The organism is Candidatus Melainabacteria bacterium (assembly GCA_003963305.1).
GTDB lineage: Bacteria > Cyanobacteriota > Vampirovibrionia > Obscuribacterales > Obscuribacteraceae > PALSA-1081.
This window is the reverse complement of record RXJR01000017.1, coordinates 1-18,765: the sequence shown is the minus strand read 5'-3', so window position 1 is coordinate 18,765 and position 18,765 is coordinate 1. Positions and strand designations below refer to the sequence as shown.

Below are 18,765 nucleotides of genomic sequence, written 5' to 3'. Positions count from 1 at the left end.
GCCGAGCCTCCGAGAGATTCCGAACTTCCCCGCTCAGTTAGTGCAACGTTTGCGGAGTAGCTGCTAAACCTGCCGACACTGCCATCGGTTGATCTAGAGCAAACTGAATGCGAGTTCCACTTGGGATTTTTACATCCTTACCTTTTCGCCAGAGGTTGCTGCCGAGACCGACGGCGCCACCAGTAGCGACACCAGCAATCGCACCGGCACCAACTGCGCCACCTACGATTGGAGCGAAGCAAACACCAAGAAGTGTGCCTGCACCCGTCCAAACAGCTGTTCGCAGAACTCCGGACTTAACTGTTGAACCAGTCGTTCTTCCTTTCAAATTGCCTTGCTTATCTTCATGCACAACATCAGCACTGGGCTGACTTGCCGTGATCAGGGCAGAGAGAGGATAACGAATGCCGTCTGGTGTCATAGCAGCAGTCAACCGCATCGTCAATTTACCGTTACTTCCTGCCAGACCACTTTTATCAGCAGAGGTAACTGAGCCTTCCAAAGCCGTATTCGGCGGCAACACTAAATCGCTGCCTAAATACAGAGGGGCATTCAACCTGGCGTTGAATAAATCGCCTGGCTTCGCAATAGAACTATCAATTGGACTGGTCAAACACGCATCAAGCGTTGTACCAATCGGAACGTAGGTCACATGACCTTCCAACTTTTGGCCGTTATAAGTCTGAGCTACGGCGGGCAACAAAAGTCCGATTGACAGAACACCCGCGACGATAGCGTTAAGAGGTGCTCTTCTCATAAATGCTCCTTCTAGTGACGCCTCCAACACATCCCGAAGGATAACACAATATATTCGCCATGAGTAAAAATCTTCACCGGCGATACCATCTTGTTGATGGCTCATATAGTACCAGCCATATACCGATAAAATAAGACACTGCACCTGAAGCAGCTACTAATGACACTTTCAGGAGGTATTAACCACAGGTGGTGCATGGCCATTTCCCTAGATCTTGAAAAGCAAAAAAATTGATGCCACTAAATTCGGAGTCACCAGGCAGGTATATCTATTGCATATCGCCACCACGAGTAGTATCTGGTATGGATCTGATGCCGAGCACTCTCTGAACATGGAAAACCGTGGCGCCCCCCCGGGCTGTGCGGTGAATGAGCCCACCCGCAGGGCGACCGGTCAGTAAGCAATCCCCAGGCGGTCGGTATCGAGCCAACGCCCAGGACTGGCCGGTAATTAAACCGACCACAAAGCCATCCCCTGCTTCACTGCTGACTGACAGTTCCGACGCGCCCCCGAACCGCTAACCTCATGTCGCACCCGACCTCAGCAATGACGTAGCCGCGCTAGATCTGTAGCGCCTCAGGCACGGCGGATTGTAAAGCGACCCGTCATGAACACCTGCCCCGCAACAGTGCGCTAGAGGTGTTTCCGCCTCACGTGCCTGGCGTACGCCCCGTCAACAGTTAACAACGTTTACAAGAGCTGCGCCCGTGCCCTCTTGCACTTGGGTGCCGGCACGCTTACGATGCAGACATCTTTCCTTCGTCCACTAAAGCTTTAAGAACACCAAAAAACTGAACGCATCACTACTTCCGCCCATTGTTCCGCCAGGTTTGGCAGAACAGTGATGCATTCGGTCAGTATCCTGCTCGCCTAGATGGGAACGCCGGCAGTGTAAACACATCGCGCAGCGATGTTGTGAGGTACATCATGGGACGCTTTGGTCAATCTGTGGTCTACGGAGGTCTCTTCACCTTCTGGATCATGTGTTTCTACTTCGGCTTCAGCGTGTTGTCGACTGCCTTCAAGGGCGGTGACGTCGTCGCTGTCGCTGGTCAATCTGTGCTGGTCGGATTCGTGCTGTGGTTCTTCCTCAGCTTCGTCTTCTACGACCTGCAAGGCTGGATCGAGGAGCGGAACAAGCCCCGCGAAGCCGACGATCGCCGCAGCTCGTCCGACCCGGACAGCCCCGAGAATCAGCGCGGCCGTCACATCGACGGGCTCTGATCCTGGCCCACGCAGCCGGGCGACAGATTTTGTCAGTCGCCCGGCTCGTGTGTTGACCGTACTCCAGACTCAGCGCCTAACCAGGGATGGTTCAATGGCACAGAAAAACTTCTTCGGCATCGTCACCATCATCGCTTGCCTTCTTGGCTTTCTGCAGACAGACGCGATTCTCGTCGCTTGTCTCAGCAAGAATGGGTTGATGCCAATCATTCTGGCGAACATGTTCGGAGTGGTCGCCGCTGCCGCACTGATTTACGGTCTCTTCAACCGCCACAACCGCACCATCGTCAATACGACAAGCGGCTGGGCGATTCTGAGCTGCATTGCCGCGGCGTACTTCGGTTGGACGATGCTGGCATCTTTGATCGGCGGCATCATCATCAGCGCGATCGTATTCTTTGCCTTCGTCGTCGCCATCATTCGCTACGAGGATCTCGAAGGCAAGCGATGATCTCGGCTCACCAAAAGCGAGATGCGAGGAAAACTCCCCGCATCTCCATCTCTTTTCAGAAGGCACTGAAGACACCACTTCCAGTACCAGTTCCACTCTTTTCAAATTTTTGAGAATTTATATTATATACTCTAGTAGTAACCGGCTTACAGCTCTACAGTTCCACCGACATCCAACTGCATGAAACAAAACAGCGAGCAACAGGGTCATTACTCCAGACGGATTACTTGTAAACTGTCAGAATCCGAAATTTGTGAGGCAGTGACGTGATCACTCGACTAATTGCAGGCGGACAAACAGGCGTGGAAAGAGCGGCCCTTGACGCAGCCATCGAGGCAGGCGTGAATATCGGCGGCTGGTGTCCCAAAACACGAAAAGCCGAAGATGGCGTTATTCCGGCAATTTATCCGTTAACCGAGACCTTCGTAGCCGAGTACGACCAGCGTACCGAGTGGAACGCCAGAGATTCAGACGGCACCCTCGTAATCGCCTGGGGAACCATTATCGGCGGTGCGTATCAGACAAAAAGTTGCTGTGATTACTACCATAAACCCTTTTTGCTCGTTGACCTGAACGAACCCAATACCAATTTCGATGAAATCGTAGATTGGATTATCGATAACAACATTCGTGTTCTTAATGTTGAGGGTCCACGAGAAAGTCACTGCGAAGGGATTTACAATAAAGCAAAACTGTTCATCTCTGAACTTTTGCGCATCCCTATCGATTCCCTTGCCACCGCCTGACGGATTAGACTTTGAAAACAACTGAAGCCGCCTTCCAACAAGATCTGTTGCAGCAAGCCCGTTTAGCCAAATCAACCATAGTCGGATGGCGACGTGCCATACATTCCAACCCCGAGCTGAGCTTTTGCGAAAAGCAGACCAGCACCCTTGTCGGCGACACTTTAGCAAAACTGAGCTTCAAAGTTACGCGAGGAATTGCCGGTACAGGACTGATCGCGGACATCGGCAGCGATAGCGGCAACGACAAGACAATCATCATTCGAGCCGATTTAGATGCTCTTCCAATCGAAGAGACGCCGGGACTGGAGTATGGCTCCCAAAATCAAGGAGTGATGCATGCCTGCGGTCACGATGCTCATGTGGCTTGCGCTCTCGGCGCTGCCTCCCTTGTGGCATCGGCGTTTCAGTCGGGTGCCTTCAAGAATGGTCGGGTCAGGTTTCTTTTCCAACCCGCAGAAGAGATGGTCAATGACGAGGGCAAGTCAGGTGCGGCGATGATGATCGCTGAAAACGCACTTGCAGGAGCCCAGGCAATGCTTGCTCTGCACGTTTTTCCAGATGTTCCCATGGGTGAAATATCGATAAAAGAGGGTCAGTTTCTAGCAGCGTGCGATTCATTCGATATTCGCGTTCGCGGCAGTCAAAGTCACGGTGCCTACCCGCAAGATGGCATAGACGCCATAGTCTTATCAGCTCAAGTTGTCCAGGCAATTCAAACCATTATTTCGCGAAAAAAGTCTGCTCTCGACCCTGCGGTGATGTCACTGGGCGGTATTAAAAGCACAACTTATCGCCACAACATTATCGCCGAAGAAGTTACTTTGACCGGTACAGCCCGGTATTTCGACGCATCTTTACACGAGAAATTGAAATACGAACTGAGTCAAGCCTGCGAGATTGCCACTATACTCGGTGGCAGTTATTCATTGAATTACGTTCAAGATAATCCGCCCGTGATCAACGACCCGGCCATCACGAACCTGGTGAAAGACTGCGCTGCCAAGTTGATCGGTGAGAATAATGTCAAGCCTGCACAGTTGCAAATGGGCGCCGATGACTTCGGCTTTTTCTCAGCAGCGATACCTTCCTGCTATTTCTTTCTGGGTGCTGAAATCGCCGGCGACAGAAGGAAGATACATACTCCAAATTTTGATATAGATGAAGACTGCCTGCCCATCGGCGCTGCTCTCCTGACAAGCGCAGCGCTGACGTATCTGGAGACGGATTAGCAGGGTATACAATGGACTGATCCAAAGACAAAGAACTGAAAGAGAAAAGGAAAAAAGGAACAGAGATGAAATTCAAAGAGCAGCTTTCGGCAGAGTTGAAAGAAGCAATGAAAGCACGAGACCAGGTGCGAGTGGACACCATAAGAGCCACTCTGTCAGCTTTCACATACAAGCGTACCGAAGTCGGCAAAGAAGAACTGACCGACGAAGAAGAGCTGGCTGTCATTCAAAAGCAAGTCAAACAGCGAAATGATTCCATCGCCGAATACACCAAAGCCGGGCGCACAGAGCTGATGGAAAAGGAAGTCAAAGAGCGGGATATTTTGATGACCTATCTTCCCGCCCAGAAATCCGAAGCAGATGTGCTGGAAGCAGTGCGCAAGGTAATCGCTGAAGCGCAGCCACAAGAGCGGAATCCAGGCGGAATTATGAAATTGATCATGCCTCAGATGAAAGGCGTAGCAGATGGAAACCTGGTGCGCCGATTGGTCACCGAAGAACTGAACAAGGGCTGAAGGAAGAGCACCTGTCTGGTTCTCAATCAAGACCCCGGCACCAACATATAACCGACGCGGTGGATTGTGCGCACCATCGACTCCTTACCTTCGATGTCGATTTTGTGCCGCAATCTCATGATTTGCAAACGCACAGTATCCGGCGATGCATCGGACTCGGAGGACCAGACTCGGTCCATAATAGCCTCGGCACTGAACGGCTGATTTGGGTGTCTGAGTAAAAATTCAAGCAGCGCATATTCGCGTGGTTGCAGAGTGATTTCGTTGCCTTGCGAGGTAACTTTCCTGCTCACTGGATCAAGCGAAACATGACCAGCTGTAAGAACGGTACGACTCACATCAACAGAGCCGCGCCTTAACAATGCGCGCAAGCGCGCGGACAATTCCTGCATATGAAACGGCTTGGTCAGATAATCATCAGCGCCCGCATCAAGACCGGTGGTTTTATCCTCAATCTCCTTTTTACCGGTAAGCATGAGAATTGGCGTTTGCCCGCCGCCTTTGCGAAACTGATTGCAAATTTCCGGACCAGAAATACCAGGCAATTCCCAGTCAAGAACTATCGCATCATATTTGTAAAATTTCAGACGCTCCAATCCTTCGTCGCCATCGTAAACCGGCTCAGGGGTGTACTTTTCACCGGTCAACCAGTCAACAATCAACTCGGAGAGTTGTTTATCGTCTTCAACGATCAGTATTTTTGCCATTAGACAAGCGTCTCTTCAGATCCATCGACTGCCATATTAGCAAGTACCATATGAAGACGGGAATGCGGAGCATGTCATGCGGATCAATTTAAAGCTTTGGCACCAGGGGCTGATCCTGGTTGGCGTGCCGATAGCGCTGATGCTTTTCTATTTGAGCTCATTGACAATTCTGCTCATACAAGCTGAACAGAAAACGCATGAAGTCGACCGCTCCAAAACAATCATCTCAAAAGCGGATGCCCTGCTGAAAGACTATTACGACGCCGGTTCGCAACTGCTTTTCTTTAAATACACAAAGAGCGAAGGCTCAAGGCGCCGATTTGAGCAACATCTAGAACATAGTGAGGAAAATTTCCGTGACTTGAAAGAACTGCTGAAAGACGATCGCGATGAACTGGCCTCTCTTGAACTGGTTCAAAACTCAGCAGAAAAAGGGATAACGCTTTTAAAAGATTTTGCACGGCGATTGAAGGCCGACGAAAATATCAGCGCTATCGAAGGAACGGCTATCTATAAGGAGTTCAACAAGGCGGGCATCGATTTTACAAATAAACATCACGATTTTGTTGCCGGCGAAACATCAAAAAATGCCGTTACTGAAGCAGAACAAGCCCAAAGCATCAACCGAATCAGGTGGTTTCTGCTCTCCGGTGCGATTGCTGCTGTCGTCGTAGGAGCACTACTGGTCTTCTTTATGCGCAATACAACAAGCAGAATGACAAAGTTAATGCAAAACACAATTTTGCTTGCTTCGAACCAACCTCTGCTCGCCACGCTGGAAGGCGACGATGAAATGGGCAAATTGGATCAAGCTTTTCATGCCATGGCTGACAATCTCGCCGAAGCGATGCGAAAAGAACGCGCTATTCTGGACAATGCCGTTGATGTAATTTGCTCGATCGGCTCAGATGGAAGATTTAGAGCCGTCAATCCAGCTTCATTAACAGTCTGGGGGTATGCAGCCGATGACCTGATCGGACGCCATTATGCAGACATCATCGCCCGCGAAGACGTTCAAAAATTCCGCGACACGATTGCACAAATCAAAGAGGCGTCCGGACCAATCATTATCGAAAATCTAGTCGTCGGTCCCGCTGAACAGCGAGCTCACATGCTCTGGTCAATACGCTGGAATCAATCTGAACAAACTCTCTTCTGTGTTGCACACGACATTTCAGACAGAAAGAGACTGGAGCAGTTGAAACAAGAGTTCCTCGCCGTGATAAGCCACGAGCTGCGCACGCCGCTAACATCTCTGCAAGCAACGTTGACTCTCATTTCACACGGACTGTACGGCAAATTGAATGAAAGCGGCGAAAAAAGAGTCCGGAGCGCAGAATCAAGCGCTTCTCGATTGATCATGTTAATCAACGATCTGCTCGATATGGAAAAGCTAGAAGCAGGCAAGCTGAGCATAACCTACGCGGACGTAAAAATTACCGATGTGGTAGAGAATTCAATCGAGGCGGTGCGTGGCTTTGCTGAAGATCACGAAGTTACTTTGAAAGCCACAGAGATATCAGCCGTCAAGGTTCTTGCAGACTCGGACAGACTAATCCAGGTATTAGTAAATCTCCTGTCAAACGCAATCAAGTTCTCACCGAAAGGCACCGCAGTCGAAATCAAGGTGGCACAGAGTCCTGAATTCACAGAGGTTCAGGTCATCGACCATGGTGCAGGCATTCCTGAAGGATACGAAAAAAAGGTTTTTGAGAAATACGAACAGGTACCTGCCAGCGGTCAAAAGACAAAAGTGAAAGGCACGGGACTGGGCCTGCCGATTTGCCGAGCCATCATCGAGCAGCATGGTGGCGCCATCGGTGTCAGACCCACAGACGGCGGCGGCAGCACCTTCTGGTTCACGATTCCACGAGAAAGTGCATAAACAACTTTGATACAAAAGCCGGTTAGATTTGCTGCATCGGTTATGCACTCGACTGACGAGACTTGCCAACCCACAAATTTAATTGGTTTCGCCAGAAATGGACGGCTGACAGCAGCGCTAGAGGGCACCTAGTCTCGCTTTCAGCCCGTTCCATATTTTCCAGTCAAGAGCCGACAGAGACATAAACAACTTGTATACAGAACAGGTGTAAGGTTCGCTTCATCAAGACACAAGCGGCGTTCGGAGGATTTATCCATGGGTGAAATGAATAGCAGTCGGATAGAAATTAACGATGGCAAAATGCAATCAACACGCACTCCCGACTTACTACAAAATTACATGTCATGCCGAGAATCACTGGACGTCTTCCGCGCCAACACGGTAAACGCCAGGGATATTTGTGGACTTCCCAGCACCGACCATCTGCTGGCGCAGTTAAATGAACAACCGAAGGACGAACGAGTCAGCAAGGCCGTATACGTCAACCACGGACACATGCGCCGCCAGCTCGATGAGAAAGGTGATGTCTTCACGGTCTCAGATGACCACGGTCATTTTTTCATGAAATTCGGTGACAAATGGACTGTCACCACAGAGGGAGTCAAAGGCTCCAGAGAAGTAACTGATCTAAAAGTCAATAATGACGGCTCCTATAGCTACAAAGATGCATCAGGCAAATTCTCATTCGACAAAGATGGTCGACTAACTGAAGCACCTGCTGGTGACGGTCATGCCAGAAAGTTCCACTACGACAGTGCGGGGCAACTCGACCAGATCGATGGAAGACTCGGACACTGGGAGCGACAGATGAAAGACGGAAAAGTGTCCTGGATCAATAGAGACAGCAAGACGGTCTGGGAAGGTGATTTCAAAGTAAATCAGGGCGTGCTCGAATTTCATGCATCAAACGGCGTCGCCTGGGCATTCACCCCACAGGGCCAAGATGTTCGCATCAACTGAGACCGCGTAAACAACTTTGATACAGCATCTCTCTAAAGTCTAAGCATCGGGCAGATAAATACCCACACCAAATCATGGCATACAGCACAACTAGAGCCCCTCTCAAGAGGGCAGCATTAACGTGGAGTTATTGAAAAATGAGCAAACATCATCACGTCGAAGAAATGAAATCAGCAGATGCGCACCATTCAAGCCACCACAAATTTCTTGATCTGTTTGCCGACATCAAAGGTTTTCCGCAAACGCAGCCCGACTTGTGCGATAGCCTGCTCTTGAAGCGTGGCATTTTGCCGGCAGTGGAAATCGCCGATTCATCGAGCCAAGAACGCACCGGAAAAGTTGCCAGCAATCGTGATCTGCAGGATGCGGGAGTTGTCCGAAAACATTCAGTCGAAAAAGATGGCGCCCAAACGACGACTGTCGACTACGGAAACGGCGTCATTATCTCTACAACTGACGGCGGAAAACCAGTTGATATCGGCAACTGCATGCGAATCACCTTCAAAAACAACATGGCCGTGCACATACTGCCACCAAATGTAGGCAAGCTGAACGGTAACGTCGAAGACCCATCAGGGCGGATCATCGCCAAACACAATGCTGATGGCAGCTACACAGTCGATACAGGTAAGGGCTTCTTTACGCAACACACGGACGGCAGCATCCGCAAAGAAACAGCCATAAGGACTGACAAACCCCACGAAAAGAGAAAGTTTCATGACTTCGACGTACTGGATACCGAAACGCCGCTGGGCAACCTGCGCCCGAGCGCGTAGCCCCGTAACATACTGGTAACTTTGTCTCCATAAGATGATGTCACAAGGATTACTACATTGACTGCAGACCGACGACACGACGATAATGCCACGCGCATCGCTCACGAGATCGAGGCTCGCCTCCATCATGGCGAACGAACTCGCTCTGTCATTCACGACGAACTGCATAAGCTTCAGAAGCTAGACTCGCATCAGGGCGTCGTTCATCACGACAAATTCGGTCATGATGTGCACAAAGTCGAGCAAAAACTGCATAAAGACGGTTATCTACCGAACCTTCATCTGCGCGTCGATGACCATAATCAGGTGCATCTTGAGCACAAAAAGGGTCAAAAAGGCCACAAGGACGAAAAGGACCATAGAGAACATAAAGATTCGAAAGAGCATAAGGAACAAAAGGAGCACAGCGAGCGAAAGAACGAACACCAGGTGTCCGGGCGTGGTAAGCACCCCGACTCGCAAAGCCACAGCCTGGAAGTACCGCCGGTCCATTACCCCCCGACACCCCAACATCGGGTCGGCTCCGGGCAGGAGAGACACACGACAGAGGCCGCGCATCTTCGTACTCAGCAGCGCGCAACTGCACCAGGAGGCGATCAGCTCCAATTCGGAGACCCTTATCCGCCTAGAAGAGCGCCGCAATTAAATCAAAATGGCATTAGCCCGTCGGGCGACAACTTCACGTCACCTGCGCCAAGGCAATACCCAGACCCCACTTATCGACCGGATGCGGTGCCTTATGTTCCACCGCCGATTTATAGAGATTCCGGAAATTGGAACCAGGGACAAGCATCCGATCAAGCTTCATATGGACCGAACCAGGAAATAAGTCCTTACCGTGGACAGAACAAGGATTTGGCTCCTTACAGAGGTGCAACTCAGGACGTTGCTTACAGTGGTCCCACTCAGGAGTCCATTCGTTACCAGGATCCACGCTATCGACAGCCAGGACCTTATGACCAGAGCCAGGATCAACGCTATCAACAGCCGAGGTCTTATGACCAGAGCCAGGATCAACGCTATCAACAGCCGAGGTCTTATGACCAGAGCCAGGATCAACGCTATCAACAGCCGAGGTCTTATGACCAGAGCCTGGGTCCACTCGATCGACCCGGCACCGAAAGATTCGATAGTCGTATCGGACGACCAGACCGCGGCTCTCAGACCGTCACCGATGGCACCTTCAAAGAACTGCGACTGGATAACAGAGTCGGCAATCATGCAGGCGCGGATGCGCTGGTGTACGTCAGAAGCGATTTCGATCCGTCGAAACCGATTCATCTTGCGGTTTACAACCATGGATTTGGCAGCACAGTCACCAGTGCCTTGAGTAAAAACCAAATCCGAGAGATGATGTCACACGCGGAACCAAATACAGTGCTCATGTTACCGGAATGGCAGACCAATCCGGGGTCTAGGAGCGGCAATTCCGGCACTCTCGGGCAACAAAACAAATTTGCCGCTATGGTCCAGGAAACGCTGCAAAAGACTCCTGCTCTACAGGGCGCATCCCTTTCAAACATCGATAGAGTAGACATAATTGCCCACTCGGCAGGGTATTCACCAACCGAAAAAGAAATCTACCGAAACCCTGCTTTGTCCAACAAAGTACGCAGCATTACTCTTCTCGACTCGCTATATGACAGGCATGGCTTCGATCAATGGTTGCAAAACAACATAGCCGATCTGAGCGCAGGACGAAAACAATTCTATAACTTCTCCAACAGCTCAACTGCATCAAACAGCCGCGCACAGGCTAATTTCGTCGCGTCACTGCTGAGGTCCAGAGGGTTGCCGACAAACAACTATGTAGCCGACTACAGCGGTGGCGATCAAGTGGGAAGACACGGTGCAGCCATGGCGCAACGCTCTATCGTGTTCGCATCGACCAATGTGCGGCACCTGGACATTCCGGGCAAATACATCGGACAAACAATGACGGCGCTTAATCAGGAAAGATACACGTCGCAATTCTTTGCTTGAGGCGACAAAATTCACTCCCGACCAAGCCACCACATGCAATGCCTGCTATATGCTCTAGTAACAAAATGAATGAAAACAAGGATCGGGGCAGAGCCCGTCACCTTGCCTTCACTCCAGCTCATGGAAGTGCTTGAGCCGAATTACTTCTTCGGAAACAGCTGCTTCGCACCATCGTGCAGAGGCTGGTACATCCACAGGTTTTCCTGAGTGATGTTGTCTTGCGGCCACTTCGGACCATGCATTTTGAGTTCCTCGGGAATGAGGTCCTCGCGAAGACTTTGCAAGACACATACCCACGACTCCTGCGAACGAGTCAGCTTGACACCATTTGCTTTGAGGCGCTTGATGCCGGCAGCCAGTTCAGCCATGACCTTCGCCTGTGCAGGGTCGACATAGTCATAGCCGTACTTCCGCGTCCACAACGCCACGTGGTAGTGACTGGGCGCGTTCTGAATGAAGTCATAACCGAGCTTCCTGGCGATGCGAGCAAATGCCGGCAGCAGAAGCTTGCTGACGTCCGGAATCGGCACCGCATTCTGCCCGGGCGAGCGCTTGGTGTTCCAGGCGCGCCAGAACAGTTTCAAGAACAGCTCCGGTCGATCCAGGAAGGTGAACGGCTTCTCGACGAACTGGTCAAATTCGGCGTCGCCAGTCGCATCGACGATGCGAGAACCAGGCATGAAGCAGTAAGCGGAGAGTTCGCAAGCCGAGGCGTCGATGGGCTTTCCATCGATGGCAAGGCGGCTGTTGTACGTGGGGTCGTCGAACTCGAAATCGAGCAGAGCCGTGTCGTTGGCGCGTTTCGTGCCGTCGAAGCGACGATCACGCAAGGCGCACATGAAGATCAGCTCGGCGTTGCCGTTCTTGTAATCGCCAAACCAGCCGAAGGCCTTGACCTTGACACCATCGCGTTTGACGACGAAGGCACCGTTGGTGGTTCGATACACCGTCGAGTGGTAGGGAAAGCGGACGAATCCGCTCTGCCCGCCATACAGCAGGTGGTTGTTCAAGTTCGAGACCTGGTCACCCGGAAAGTCTCCTTCGACGGTCTCTCTGATACCTCGGGTGAAGTCCAGAATGTCGCCGAGCAGAGCCCTCGTCATCGGGGTGAAAAGTTCAGTCCAGATTTGCTCATCTGTGACTAAAGTAAGCGGCGTGATGCCGAGAGACTCGAGCACGTCGAGCCGTTGAAAGGTGAATTTCCTCATAAGGGTTGTCCTCAAATTCGGCGGATAGGCACAGCCGGTTAGCACCGCTATTGGTGTCAACCGGCTGAACCCGAATCGGTATCGGCAATGCCGACGCGCATTGTTTCGTTGCGCTTAGACCGAACGTCGTATTAAATGCGGGCAGACAGCAGTCGATGAGCAGCTTCGCTCAGGGGCTTATGCACCCAGAGACACTTCTGACCGAGGTTGTCCTGCATCCAGAGTGGTCCATGCATGTTGAGCGCAGCGGGGATGTGCTCAGCGGGCAGGTTCTGGGCGACGCAGGCCCACGATTGCTGTGAACGCGTGAGCGGATGACCAGCAGCGCGAATGGCTGCCAGCCCCTCGGTCATTGACGCAAACTCACGCGCCTGTTCCGAGCTCGAGAACACGTAGCCACCAGATTGCGCCCATTTCGCGACGTGGTAGTGGCTGGCCGCCATCTCGATCACGTCGTATCCATGGGCTCGGGCGATGCGCTCGAAGCCGGGCAGGGCATGACTCGCCACATCCCTGATGGGTGCAGCGTGTTGGCCGGGTGCCCGTTTCGTGTTCCAAGCTCGGTTGAAGTACTTCAGAAAAAGCTCTGGTCTGTCCGCGAAGCTGAAGGGGCTGGCGAAGAAGCGGTCGAACTCCGGCTCACCCGTGGCGTCGACGATGCGAGACCCCGGCATGAAACCGTAGATGGACAACTCGACAGACTTCAGCTCAGAGTGCAGAGGAGCATTGTGCTTCGGGTCGTCGTATGGGAAGTCGACGAGAGCAGTGTCATTGGCACGTGGAGTTCCATCGTACCGACGATCGCGCAACGCCGCCTTGAGTATGAGCTCAGGGGAGCGGTCGATATCGCCGTACCAGCAGAACGCCTCGAACTTGACGCCGTCGCGCTTGACGATGAAAGCACCGTTGAGCGTCTTGTACATGCTGTAGATGTACGGGTGACGCACGAACCCGGTTTTACCACCGTAGAGTCGGTGGTCGTTGAGATTTGAAACTTCGTCGCCAGAGAATTTACCTTGAACAGTCTCAAGAACCTCTGGCGCGGCCTGCGAAACGATGGGGCCAAGCAGACCTTTCACTGTTGGAGTTACGAGGTGGGTCCAGATTTCCGAGTCGGAAACCAGGCAGATGGGCGTAATGCCAAGCTGCGCCGTAACATCCAAGTGCGGAAACTTGAACATGGGCAGTTGCTTTCGGGGTAGCCTGCGTCCAACATGTGGTCGTCCCTCTCAGGAAGTCCCACCACATGCAGTCACTGGGTGTTTGCGACCGTGACAGCACGATCGATAGTCGGAAAAACGTACTAAGCTACGTGTCACCACAAGAATCTGTGAGGACTTACGGAAAATTGCTGTTAGCAGTCAGGGCGAACTAAAAGAGAAAAGTAAAAAAGCCTGGATAAGCGAACTAAAGAAAACACTTAAGACTAATGACAAGGTGGTTAAATATGCAATTATCATGACAACCGGATTTGGCACCACTTACGGTGTCCAGACCCAAAATAGCGCCGCTTGACATGCCAAAAACAAGGTATCATCAGCCATCAGGACGTGTAAGAAAGAAAGTACCGCTAGCTAGCGCAATCGACACCCACGCAAAACTGTGAACCAGCCGTAGTTTCAGGCAAAAACGTGATCAGGCGTTAATCAGTTCACCGATTTCATGGAAGTCGAAACCAAGCAACCCGAGGTCGCTCAAGGAGCGACCCTGCTTTTCCAAATCGGTTTTTGAAACTGTCGAAGCTAGCTGAATGACGCTATTTATCACAGGCACAGGAGTTCTTGACAAGCGCCCAAGTTCGGAGATCAGCACGAGCGTCTCGCATACATCCCGCTTGAGGATGTCAATGGCAACGTCCACAGGGATTGAGTCACTGCTTGTTTGCGGAGACAAACTCTGCACAAGCAAACTGCGAGCGACACTGATGAGCGCCTGGTCGAGGCAATCAGCGTCTTCTGCGCCACTGAAGTCATTAAGCGTATCGAAGAAATTGTGAACGATGCATTTAAAGGCTCTCGCCAGCGTCTGCAGCTCAGTCTCCATGGACGCCACCACAGAAGTAAGAGCCGGATTAATGCTGTTAGAAATACAGTCCAGCTCTCTGCCGCGGGCACCTAGCACGGCAAACAGCAACAAAGCCGGTCTGATCAACCGCTCAACTTCGCTAAACCCGCGCTCGAAAACATTCGAACATGGAACCAATTCGCGAGAAAGATTGTTAGCGATTTCCAGTCCACGACGGGTCTCATTGCGGGAATTTCCACACATACTGATTTTGTCGCGTTGACCCGTAATAAGCAGGACGTTGTCTACGATTCTTGCCTGATCGAACAACCCACCGAGCTCAATGACGTTCAATTGCAAGTCTTCATTTATTGCTTTGATTCGATTGGAAAATTCCAGCCCGCCTGCAACGGGGGCATTGACGAGGTATATCGTCTGTCCAATCTTCAAGAAGGGTGCCAGCGTCTTCGCCAATACACCATATTCAGTGGCAGGAGAGGCAATCACGATAGCCTCCGCACTTCCCATGGCGGTCTTGCAATCATCACTGGTTACCGAAAACGATGTCTTCTGGCGTATTCCGACTGAATGAGCGCCTCGGGCTCTGACCTCGAACTCAGTTGGCAACTGCTTGTTCTGTCCCGATTTTTGTTTAGGAGCCCAAATTCGCAGCTCCTGCGTTCCACCGGACAATATACATCCAGCGGCAAGACTGATAGCGCCATCACCGATGATGCACAATTGTCCAGTTTGAAAATTTAGTTGAGCGATAGACTGAAATGCAGAATAAGTCGTAGATTGAGACTGGGCCGAAACCACCATGTTAGTCCCCCGGAATTAAAAGGCACCGCATATGGCAGCACCACATCAGGCAAAAGTTCCTAGATATCCTTCGGTTACCCACACCTGAACAACACCCCATCAGAATAGACATGATGCGATCCGAACACAATACCAATCGATCAGGTTTAACCTGATTTGTAATGAAGGTAATTCCAAATGCTTTAATGTTTTTATTTCGATCGCGTGAAACGAAGCTGTCATGCAGATCCACAGAACTAAACAGGGTTCAACATAATTGTTGCATTAGACATATAATTCGAAATCTATATCAAAAAACTTGACGCCAGCCTTCTCAAACCATATCCAAATGGAGCATTTAATGGCCAAAATTTATTACGACACAGATATTGAGCTTGACACGTTGAAAAAAATGTCCTTTGCCGTCATTGGTTACGGAAACCAGGGACGCGCACAGGCGCTCAATCTACGAGATAGCGGGTTAAACGTTCGGGTAGGCGCAAGGAAAAACGGCGATGCATTTTCCAGGGCGAGCGCAGACGGATTTGACCCAATCGATATCGAGTCGGCAACAGCAGAGTGTGACGTTCTCGTCTTGTTGTTACCAGACGAGCATGTTCCAGCCGTATATAACAGAAGTATCAAACCTCACCTGAGTGCTGATAAAGTCTTCGTTTTCGCGCACGGCTTTTCTGTGCACCACAAGACTATAGACTTGCCGGAAAATGTTGATGTACTGCTCGTGGCTCCTACTGGACCAGGGCGACAGTTGAGGTCGCTCTTCGAAGCCGGTAAGGGTTTGCCCGCACTTGTCGCAGTTCACCAGGATGCGTCCGGACAGGCTTGGCCGCGCTGTCTGGCATTTGCCCGAGCGATCGGATGTACTCGCGCCGGAGCCATCAAAACAACTTTCGCAGAAGAAACGGTAACCGACCTTTTTTGCGAACAAGCAGTGCTCTGCGGCGGTTTACCGGCGCTGATCAAAGCCAGCTTCAACACACTTGTACAGGCTGGTTATCAGCCGGAACTAGCCTACATATCGTGCCTGAAAGAAGTAAAGCTAATCGCCGATTTGCTCTTCGACCAGGGCATTGACGGGATGCGTCGCGCAATTTCTACCACTGCACAATACGGCTCTGCAATTACCGGACCTGAGTTAATTGATAGTCGTACCGAATCAAATCTCGAAAACGCGCTGAAACGCATTGAAAGCGGCAATTTCGCCAGCTCATTCTTGCACGAAGCCGCTGTCGGCGCTCCAACAATCAGAGACCTTATGCAGACAGAAAGCAACTCCAGATTAGCCCGAATCGGGCGTGAATTGAAAACGAATCTGATCTTTTGAACACTCGTTGTCGACGACGACGCACGTCACAGAGCGCAGTCGACGTCGACAATTCTTCTTGACGCAAGCTCGTCAAAGCAGTCGTCGCTGTGCCGATAATTACTGCCACCTCGACACCACCGACGACGATGCGCAATCGCCCTCGAATCGAAATCTAGCCCGTCAGGGGTTAATGACGAGGTTGTCGATCAATCTTACGTCACCATATTTGGCGGCTACAAGCACTATGCATGGTGCCGCCGGATCAGTGACCGGTTGCAGCGTCTGCGGATCACAACACTCAAAATACTGCACCGCGACGCCGTTCAGGGCAGTTAAAATTGCTTTGCCATGCGATACAGCATCTTCAACGGTCGAGCCATTTCGAATCAAATTTTTGGTAGCAGTCAAAGCGCTATAAATTTGAGGAGCCAGTTCGCGCTGCTCTTGCGAAAGATACACATTTCGCGAACTCAAGGCCAGTCCATCATTTTCGCGGACAATCGGAACACCGACAATCTGCACTTGCATATTCAAATCGGCGACCATATGTTTGATGACTTGCAATTGCTGATAGTCCTTCTCACCAAAAAAAGCACAGTCAGGACGAACGATGTTCAACAAATTATTGACCACCGTAGCCACTCCGACAAAATGCCCCGGGCGAAAAGCGCCACAAAGACCCGCAATCAATTGAGCTGGTGGCTGAACGGTCGTGATTCCGATCTGACCGTTTGGATACATCACATCCACGCTGGGATGAAACACGGCTGAGACACCAAACTTCTCGCAGAGCTTCAGGTCCTGTTCAAATACGCGCGGGTATTTGCCGTAATCTTCATTGGGACCAAACTGCAATGGATTGACGAAAATCGACACAACAACATGGTCGCAGGTTTTCCTGGCCGCCTCCACCAACGCCATATGCCCTTCATGGAGAGCGCCCATCGTTGGAACAAAGCCGACCGTCGCCGCCCCGACTTTATCTCGCCACGAACGGTATTCATGAACTGTACGGACTACCAGGACCTTCAAGGCAGGATTGCCCATGACCTTCTTCCTATGTATGTTGCTGACGCTGTGATTTTATCCCCTTCCTGAACTGAAATGACAATCAGGGCATTGAGTTGAAGATAATTTGCGTTTGAGACCCATGCTGGTAGTACATGACCAGGCCCACTCAGTTTCACGAGTCCAGAGCAGAAGACTCTGCAGTGAGCGAGCTGGTCGCCAATTTAAGGTTAGACTACGTAATTCCCGTATTGTTTACGTGAGACCACGGGACTAACATCTTCCTCGACCGCCCAATCCATACCGACGAACTCCGAAGCGCTCTCCCGCTCGGATAGTGAAGTCTACAAACAAACGACGTCGCCAGAGCGTTGCAAGATCCTGTGCGTCCGATTCTTTGCGCCTTGAGGAATAATCAAATGCCAAGCCCTTACTCCAGCACTGAGATCTCGCAGACCGGCGACCCCACAATGGGTCAAGCTGGAGTCCAAAATCCAAACGTTAACGACAATCTTTTCGCAGCCTCCTATCCCGGTGCTCCAGGGCGAGCGGCTGACTCCAGTATTCCTGGAGGCGGCTCAGATCTGGCATCGCAAGGGCTTGCGAAACTCCAACAGGGTGACCAATACGGCGGCATCATGACTTTGCTCGATGCAGCCCAGCAAAATCCGCAGTCGGTACAGAGCCAGGCGTTCTTGCAACAATTGCAGATTGTAGAAAATCAACCCGCAGCAACGACAAACAACGGAGGAGATTCAAGTCAATTCTCGCCGCCGAGCGATTCTCCCGCCTACGGCACTATGAGCGATACCACCGCTGTGCAGACGCCGATGAGTGCGGCTGGAGCGACCGATGCAAATGCCATCGCCAACCAGGCGCTGTCAGTGGCTCAATCAAATCCCGCTGAGGGAATTCTTGGATTGATGCAAGCCTCGACCCAGAATCCAGATTTGCTCAACAACCAGAATTTTCTCACCACCATGTCCGAAGTGTTGCCACAAGGACCAGGCGCACAGACTCAGCAATCTATGGATGCATCCCAGATGCAGCAACCGCAGACCCAACCTATGGATGCGTCCCAGATGCAGCAGCCGCAGACACAGCCTATGGATGCATCCCAGATGCAACAACCACAGACACAGCCTATGGATGCATCCCAGATGCAACAACCACAGACACAGCCT

17 protein-coding genes are annotated in these 18,765 nt (G+C 51.4%); 11 read left to right on the top strand and 6 right to left on the bottom strand.

Translation table 11 applies throughout. From position 1 onward, the window contains the following. Nucleotides 1–37 precede the first annotated feature (37 nt). Nucleotides 38–757 carry a hypothetical protein gene (locus EKK48_16840; protein RTL40119.1) on the bottom strand — a complete coding sequence of 240 codons (720 nt, stop codon included), beginning with the start codon at nucleotides 755–757 and terminating at the stop codon, nucleotides 38–40. Nucleotides 758–1,684: 927 nt separating this feature from the next. On the opposite strand from EKK48_16840, the gene EKK48_16835 reads away from it, so the two are divergent. The 5 genes from EKK48_16835 (at nucleotide 1,685) to EKK48_16815 (ending at nucleotide 4,922) form a co-directional block, all read left to right on the top strand. Further along, nucleotides 1,685–1,981 carry a hypothetical protein gene (locus tag EKK48_16835; GenBank protein ID RTL40118.1) on the top strand — a complete coding sequence of 99 codons (297 nt, stop codon included), beginning with the start codon at nucleotides 1,685–1,687 and terminating at the stop codon, nucleotides 1,979–1,981. Nucleotides 1,982–2,075: 94 nt separating this feature from the next. After that, entirely contained in the window at nucleotides 2,076–2,432 is a 357-nt protein-coding gene (locus EKK48_16830; GenBank protein ID RTL40117.1) for a hypothetical protein, read from the top strand. A gap of 266 nt (nucleotides 2,433–2,698) precedes the next feature. Continuing rightward, nucleotides 2,699–3,178 (top strand): molybdenum cofactor carrier, encoded by a 480-nt coding sequence (locus EKK48_16825; GenBank protein ID RTL40116.1) that lies wholly within the window; start codon nucleotides 2,699–2,701, stop codon nucleotides 3,176–3,178. An 11-nt stretch (nucleotides 3,179–3,189) separates the two neighbouring features. Next, nucleotides 3,190–4,407, top strand: coding sequence for an amidohydrolase (locus EKK48_16820; GenBank protein RTL40115.1), 1,218 nt, complete (start codon nucleotides 3,190–3,192; stop codon nucleotides 4,405–4,407). Between the two features lie 65 nt (nucleotides 4,408–4,472). After that, nucleotides 4,473–4,922, top strand: coding sequence for a GatB/YqeY domain-containing protein (locus tag EKK48_16815; GenBank protein RTL40114.1), 450 nt, complete (start codon nucleotides 4,473–4,475; stop codon nucleotides 4,920–4,922). 26 nt (nucleotides 4,923–4,948) lie between these two features. On the opposite strand, the gene EKK48_16810 is transcribed toward EKK48_16815, so the two are convergent. Continuing rightward, the gene (locus EKK48_16810; GenBank protein RTL40113.1) at nucleotides 4,949–5,629 is read right to left on the bottom strand and encodes a response regulator transcription factor; all 681 of its coding nucleotides are present in this window, start codon (nucleotides 5,627–5,629) and stop codon (nucleotides 4,949–4,951) included. Between the two features lie 76 nt (nucleotides 5,630–5,705). On the opposite strand from EKK48_16810, the gene EKK48_16805 reads away from it, so the two are divergent. From EKK48_16805 to EKK48_16790, 4 genes are all read left to right on the top strand, one after another. Then, nucleotides 5,706–7,514, top strand: a complete 1,809-nt coding sequence (locus tag EKK48_16805) for a PAS domain S-box protein (GenBank protein ID RTL40112.1) — start codon at nucleotides 5,706–5,708, stop codon at nucleotides 7,512–7,514. A gap of 255 nt (nucleotides 7,515–7,769) precedes the next feature. Further along, nucleotides 7,770–8,474, top strand: a complete 705-nt coding sequence (locus EKK48_16800; protein ID RTL40111.1) for a hypothetical protein — start codon at nucleotides 7,770–7,772, stop codon at nucleotides 8,472–8,474. 137 nt (nucleotides 8,475–8,611) lie between these two features. Beyond that, nucleotides 8,612–9,250 carry a hypothetical protein gene (locus EKK48_16795; GenBank protein RTL40110.1) on the top strand — a complete coding sequence of 213 codons (639 nt, stop codon included), beginning with the start codon at nucleotides 8,612–8,614 and terminating at the stop codon, nucleotides 9,248–9,250. 57 nt (nucleotides 9,251–9,307) lie between these two features. Next, a complete protein-coding gene (locus tag EKK48_16790; GenBank protein RTL40109.1) occupies nucleotides 9,308–11,233 on the top strand; it encodes a hypothetical protein in 1,926 nt (641 codons plus the stop codon). Between the two features lie 140 nt (nucleotides 11,234–11,373). Here EKK48_16790 and EKK48_16785 read toward each other — a convergent pair whose 3' ends face one another. The 3 genes from EKK48_16785 to EKK48_16775 all read right to left on the bottom strand — a co-directional run bounded on the left by EKK48_16785 (nucleotide 11,374) and on the right by EKK48_16775 (nucleotide 15,267). Beyond that, entirely contained in the window at nucleotides 11,374–12,441 is a 1,068-nt protein-coding gene (locus EKK48_16785; protein RTL40108.1) for a hypothetical protein, read from the bottom strand. A gap of 131 nt (nucleotides 12,442–12,572) precedes the next feature. Next, nucleotides 12,573–13,604 carry a hypothetical protein gene (locus tag EKK48_16780; GenBank protein ID RTL40107.1) on the bottom strand — a complete coding sequence of 344 codons (1,032 nt, stop codon included), beginning with the start codon at nucleotides 13,602–13,604 and terminating at the stop codon, nucleotides 12,573–12,575. A 472-nt stretch (nucleotides 13,605–14,076) separates the two neighbouring features. Beyond that, on the bottom strand, nucleotides 14,077–15,267 hold the full coding sequence (locus EKK48_16775; protein ID RTL40106.1) for a hypothetical protein: 1,191 nt from the start codon (nucleotides 15,265–15,267) through the stop codon (nucleotides 14,077–14,079). A gap of 328 nt (nucleotides 15,268–15,595) precedes the next feature. Between EKK48_16775 and ilvC the strand changes: the two genes are divergently transcribed. Further along, nucleotides 15,596–16,591, top strand: a complete 996-nt coding sequence (ilvC, locus tag EKK48_16770) for a ketol-acid reductoisomerase (protein RTL40105.1) — start codon at nucleotides 15,596–15,598, stop codon at nucleotides 16,589–16,591. A gap of 162 nt (nucleotides 16,592–16,753) precedes the next feature. Here the strand turns inward: ilvC and EKK48_16765 are convergent, their stop codons facing one another. Continuing rightward, nucleotides 16,754–17,620, bottom strand: a complete 867-nt coding sequence (locus EKK48_16765) for a pantoate--beta-alanine ligase (protein ID RTL40104.1) — start codon at nucleotides 17,618–17,620, stop codon at nucleotides 16,754–16,756. A gap of 380 nt (nucleotides 17,621–18,000) precedes the next feature. On the opposite strand from EKK48_16765, the gene EKK48_16760 reads away from it, so the two are divergent. Then, a partial coding sequence (locus EKK48_16760; GenBank protein ID RTL40103.1) for a hypothetical protein occupies nucleotides 18,001–18,765 on the top strand: 765 nt, incomplete at its 3' end.

What these genes read in the sequence shown, in the direction of transcription:
- EKK48_16800 (RTL40111.1), top strand. Translation starts at nt 7,770, where the DNA reads ATGGGTGAAATGAATAGCAGTCGGATAGAAATTAACGATGGCAAAATG.
- EKK48_16785 (RTL40108.1), bottom strand. Translation starts at nt 12,441, where the DNA reads ATGAGGAAATTCACCTTTCAACGGCTCGACGTGCTCGAGTCTCTCGGC.
- EKK48_16765 (RTL40104.1), bottom strand. Translation starts at nt 17,620, where the DNA reads ATGGGCAATCCTGCCTTGAAGGTCCTGGTAGTCCGTACAGTTCATGAA.
- EKK48_16795 (RTL40110.1), top strand. Translation starts at nt 8,612, where the DNA reads ATGAGCAAACATCATCACGTCGAAGAAATGAAATCAGCAGATGCGCAC.
- EKK48_16840 (RTL40119.1), bottom strand. Translation starts at nt 757, where the DNA reads ATGAGAAGAGCACCTCTTAACGCTATCGTCGCGGGTGTTCTGTCAATC.
- EKK48_16835 (RTL40118.1), top strand. Translation starts at nt 1,685, where the DNA reads ATGGGACGCTTTGGTCAATCTGTGGTCTACGGAGGTCTCTTCACCTTC.
- EKK48_16805 (RTL40112.1), top strand. Translation starts at nt 5,706, where the DNA reads ATGCGGATCAATTTAAAGCTTTGGCACCAGGGGCTGATCCTGGTTGGC.
- EKK48_16815 (RTL40114.1), top strand. Translation starts at nt 4,473, where the DNA reads ATGAAATTCAAAGAGCAGCTTTCGGCAGAGTTGAAAGAAGCAATGAAA.
- ilvC (RTL40105.1), top strand. Translation starts at nt 15,596, where the DNA reads ATGGAGCATTTAATGGCCAAAATTTATTACGACACAGATATTGAGCTT.
- EKK48_16830 (RTL40117.1), top strand. Translation starts at nt 2,076, where the DNA reads ATGGCACAGAAAAACTTCTTCGGCATCGTCACCATCATCGCTTGCCTT.
- EKK48_16810 (RTL40113.1), bottom strand. Translation starts at nt 5,629, where the DNA reads ATGGCAAAAATACTGATCGTTGAAGACGATAAACAACTCTCCGAGTTG.
- EKK48_16775 (RTL40106.1), bottom strand. Translation starts at nt 15,267, where the DNA reads ATGGTGGTTTCGGCCCAGTCTCAATCTACGACTTATTCTGCATTTCAG.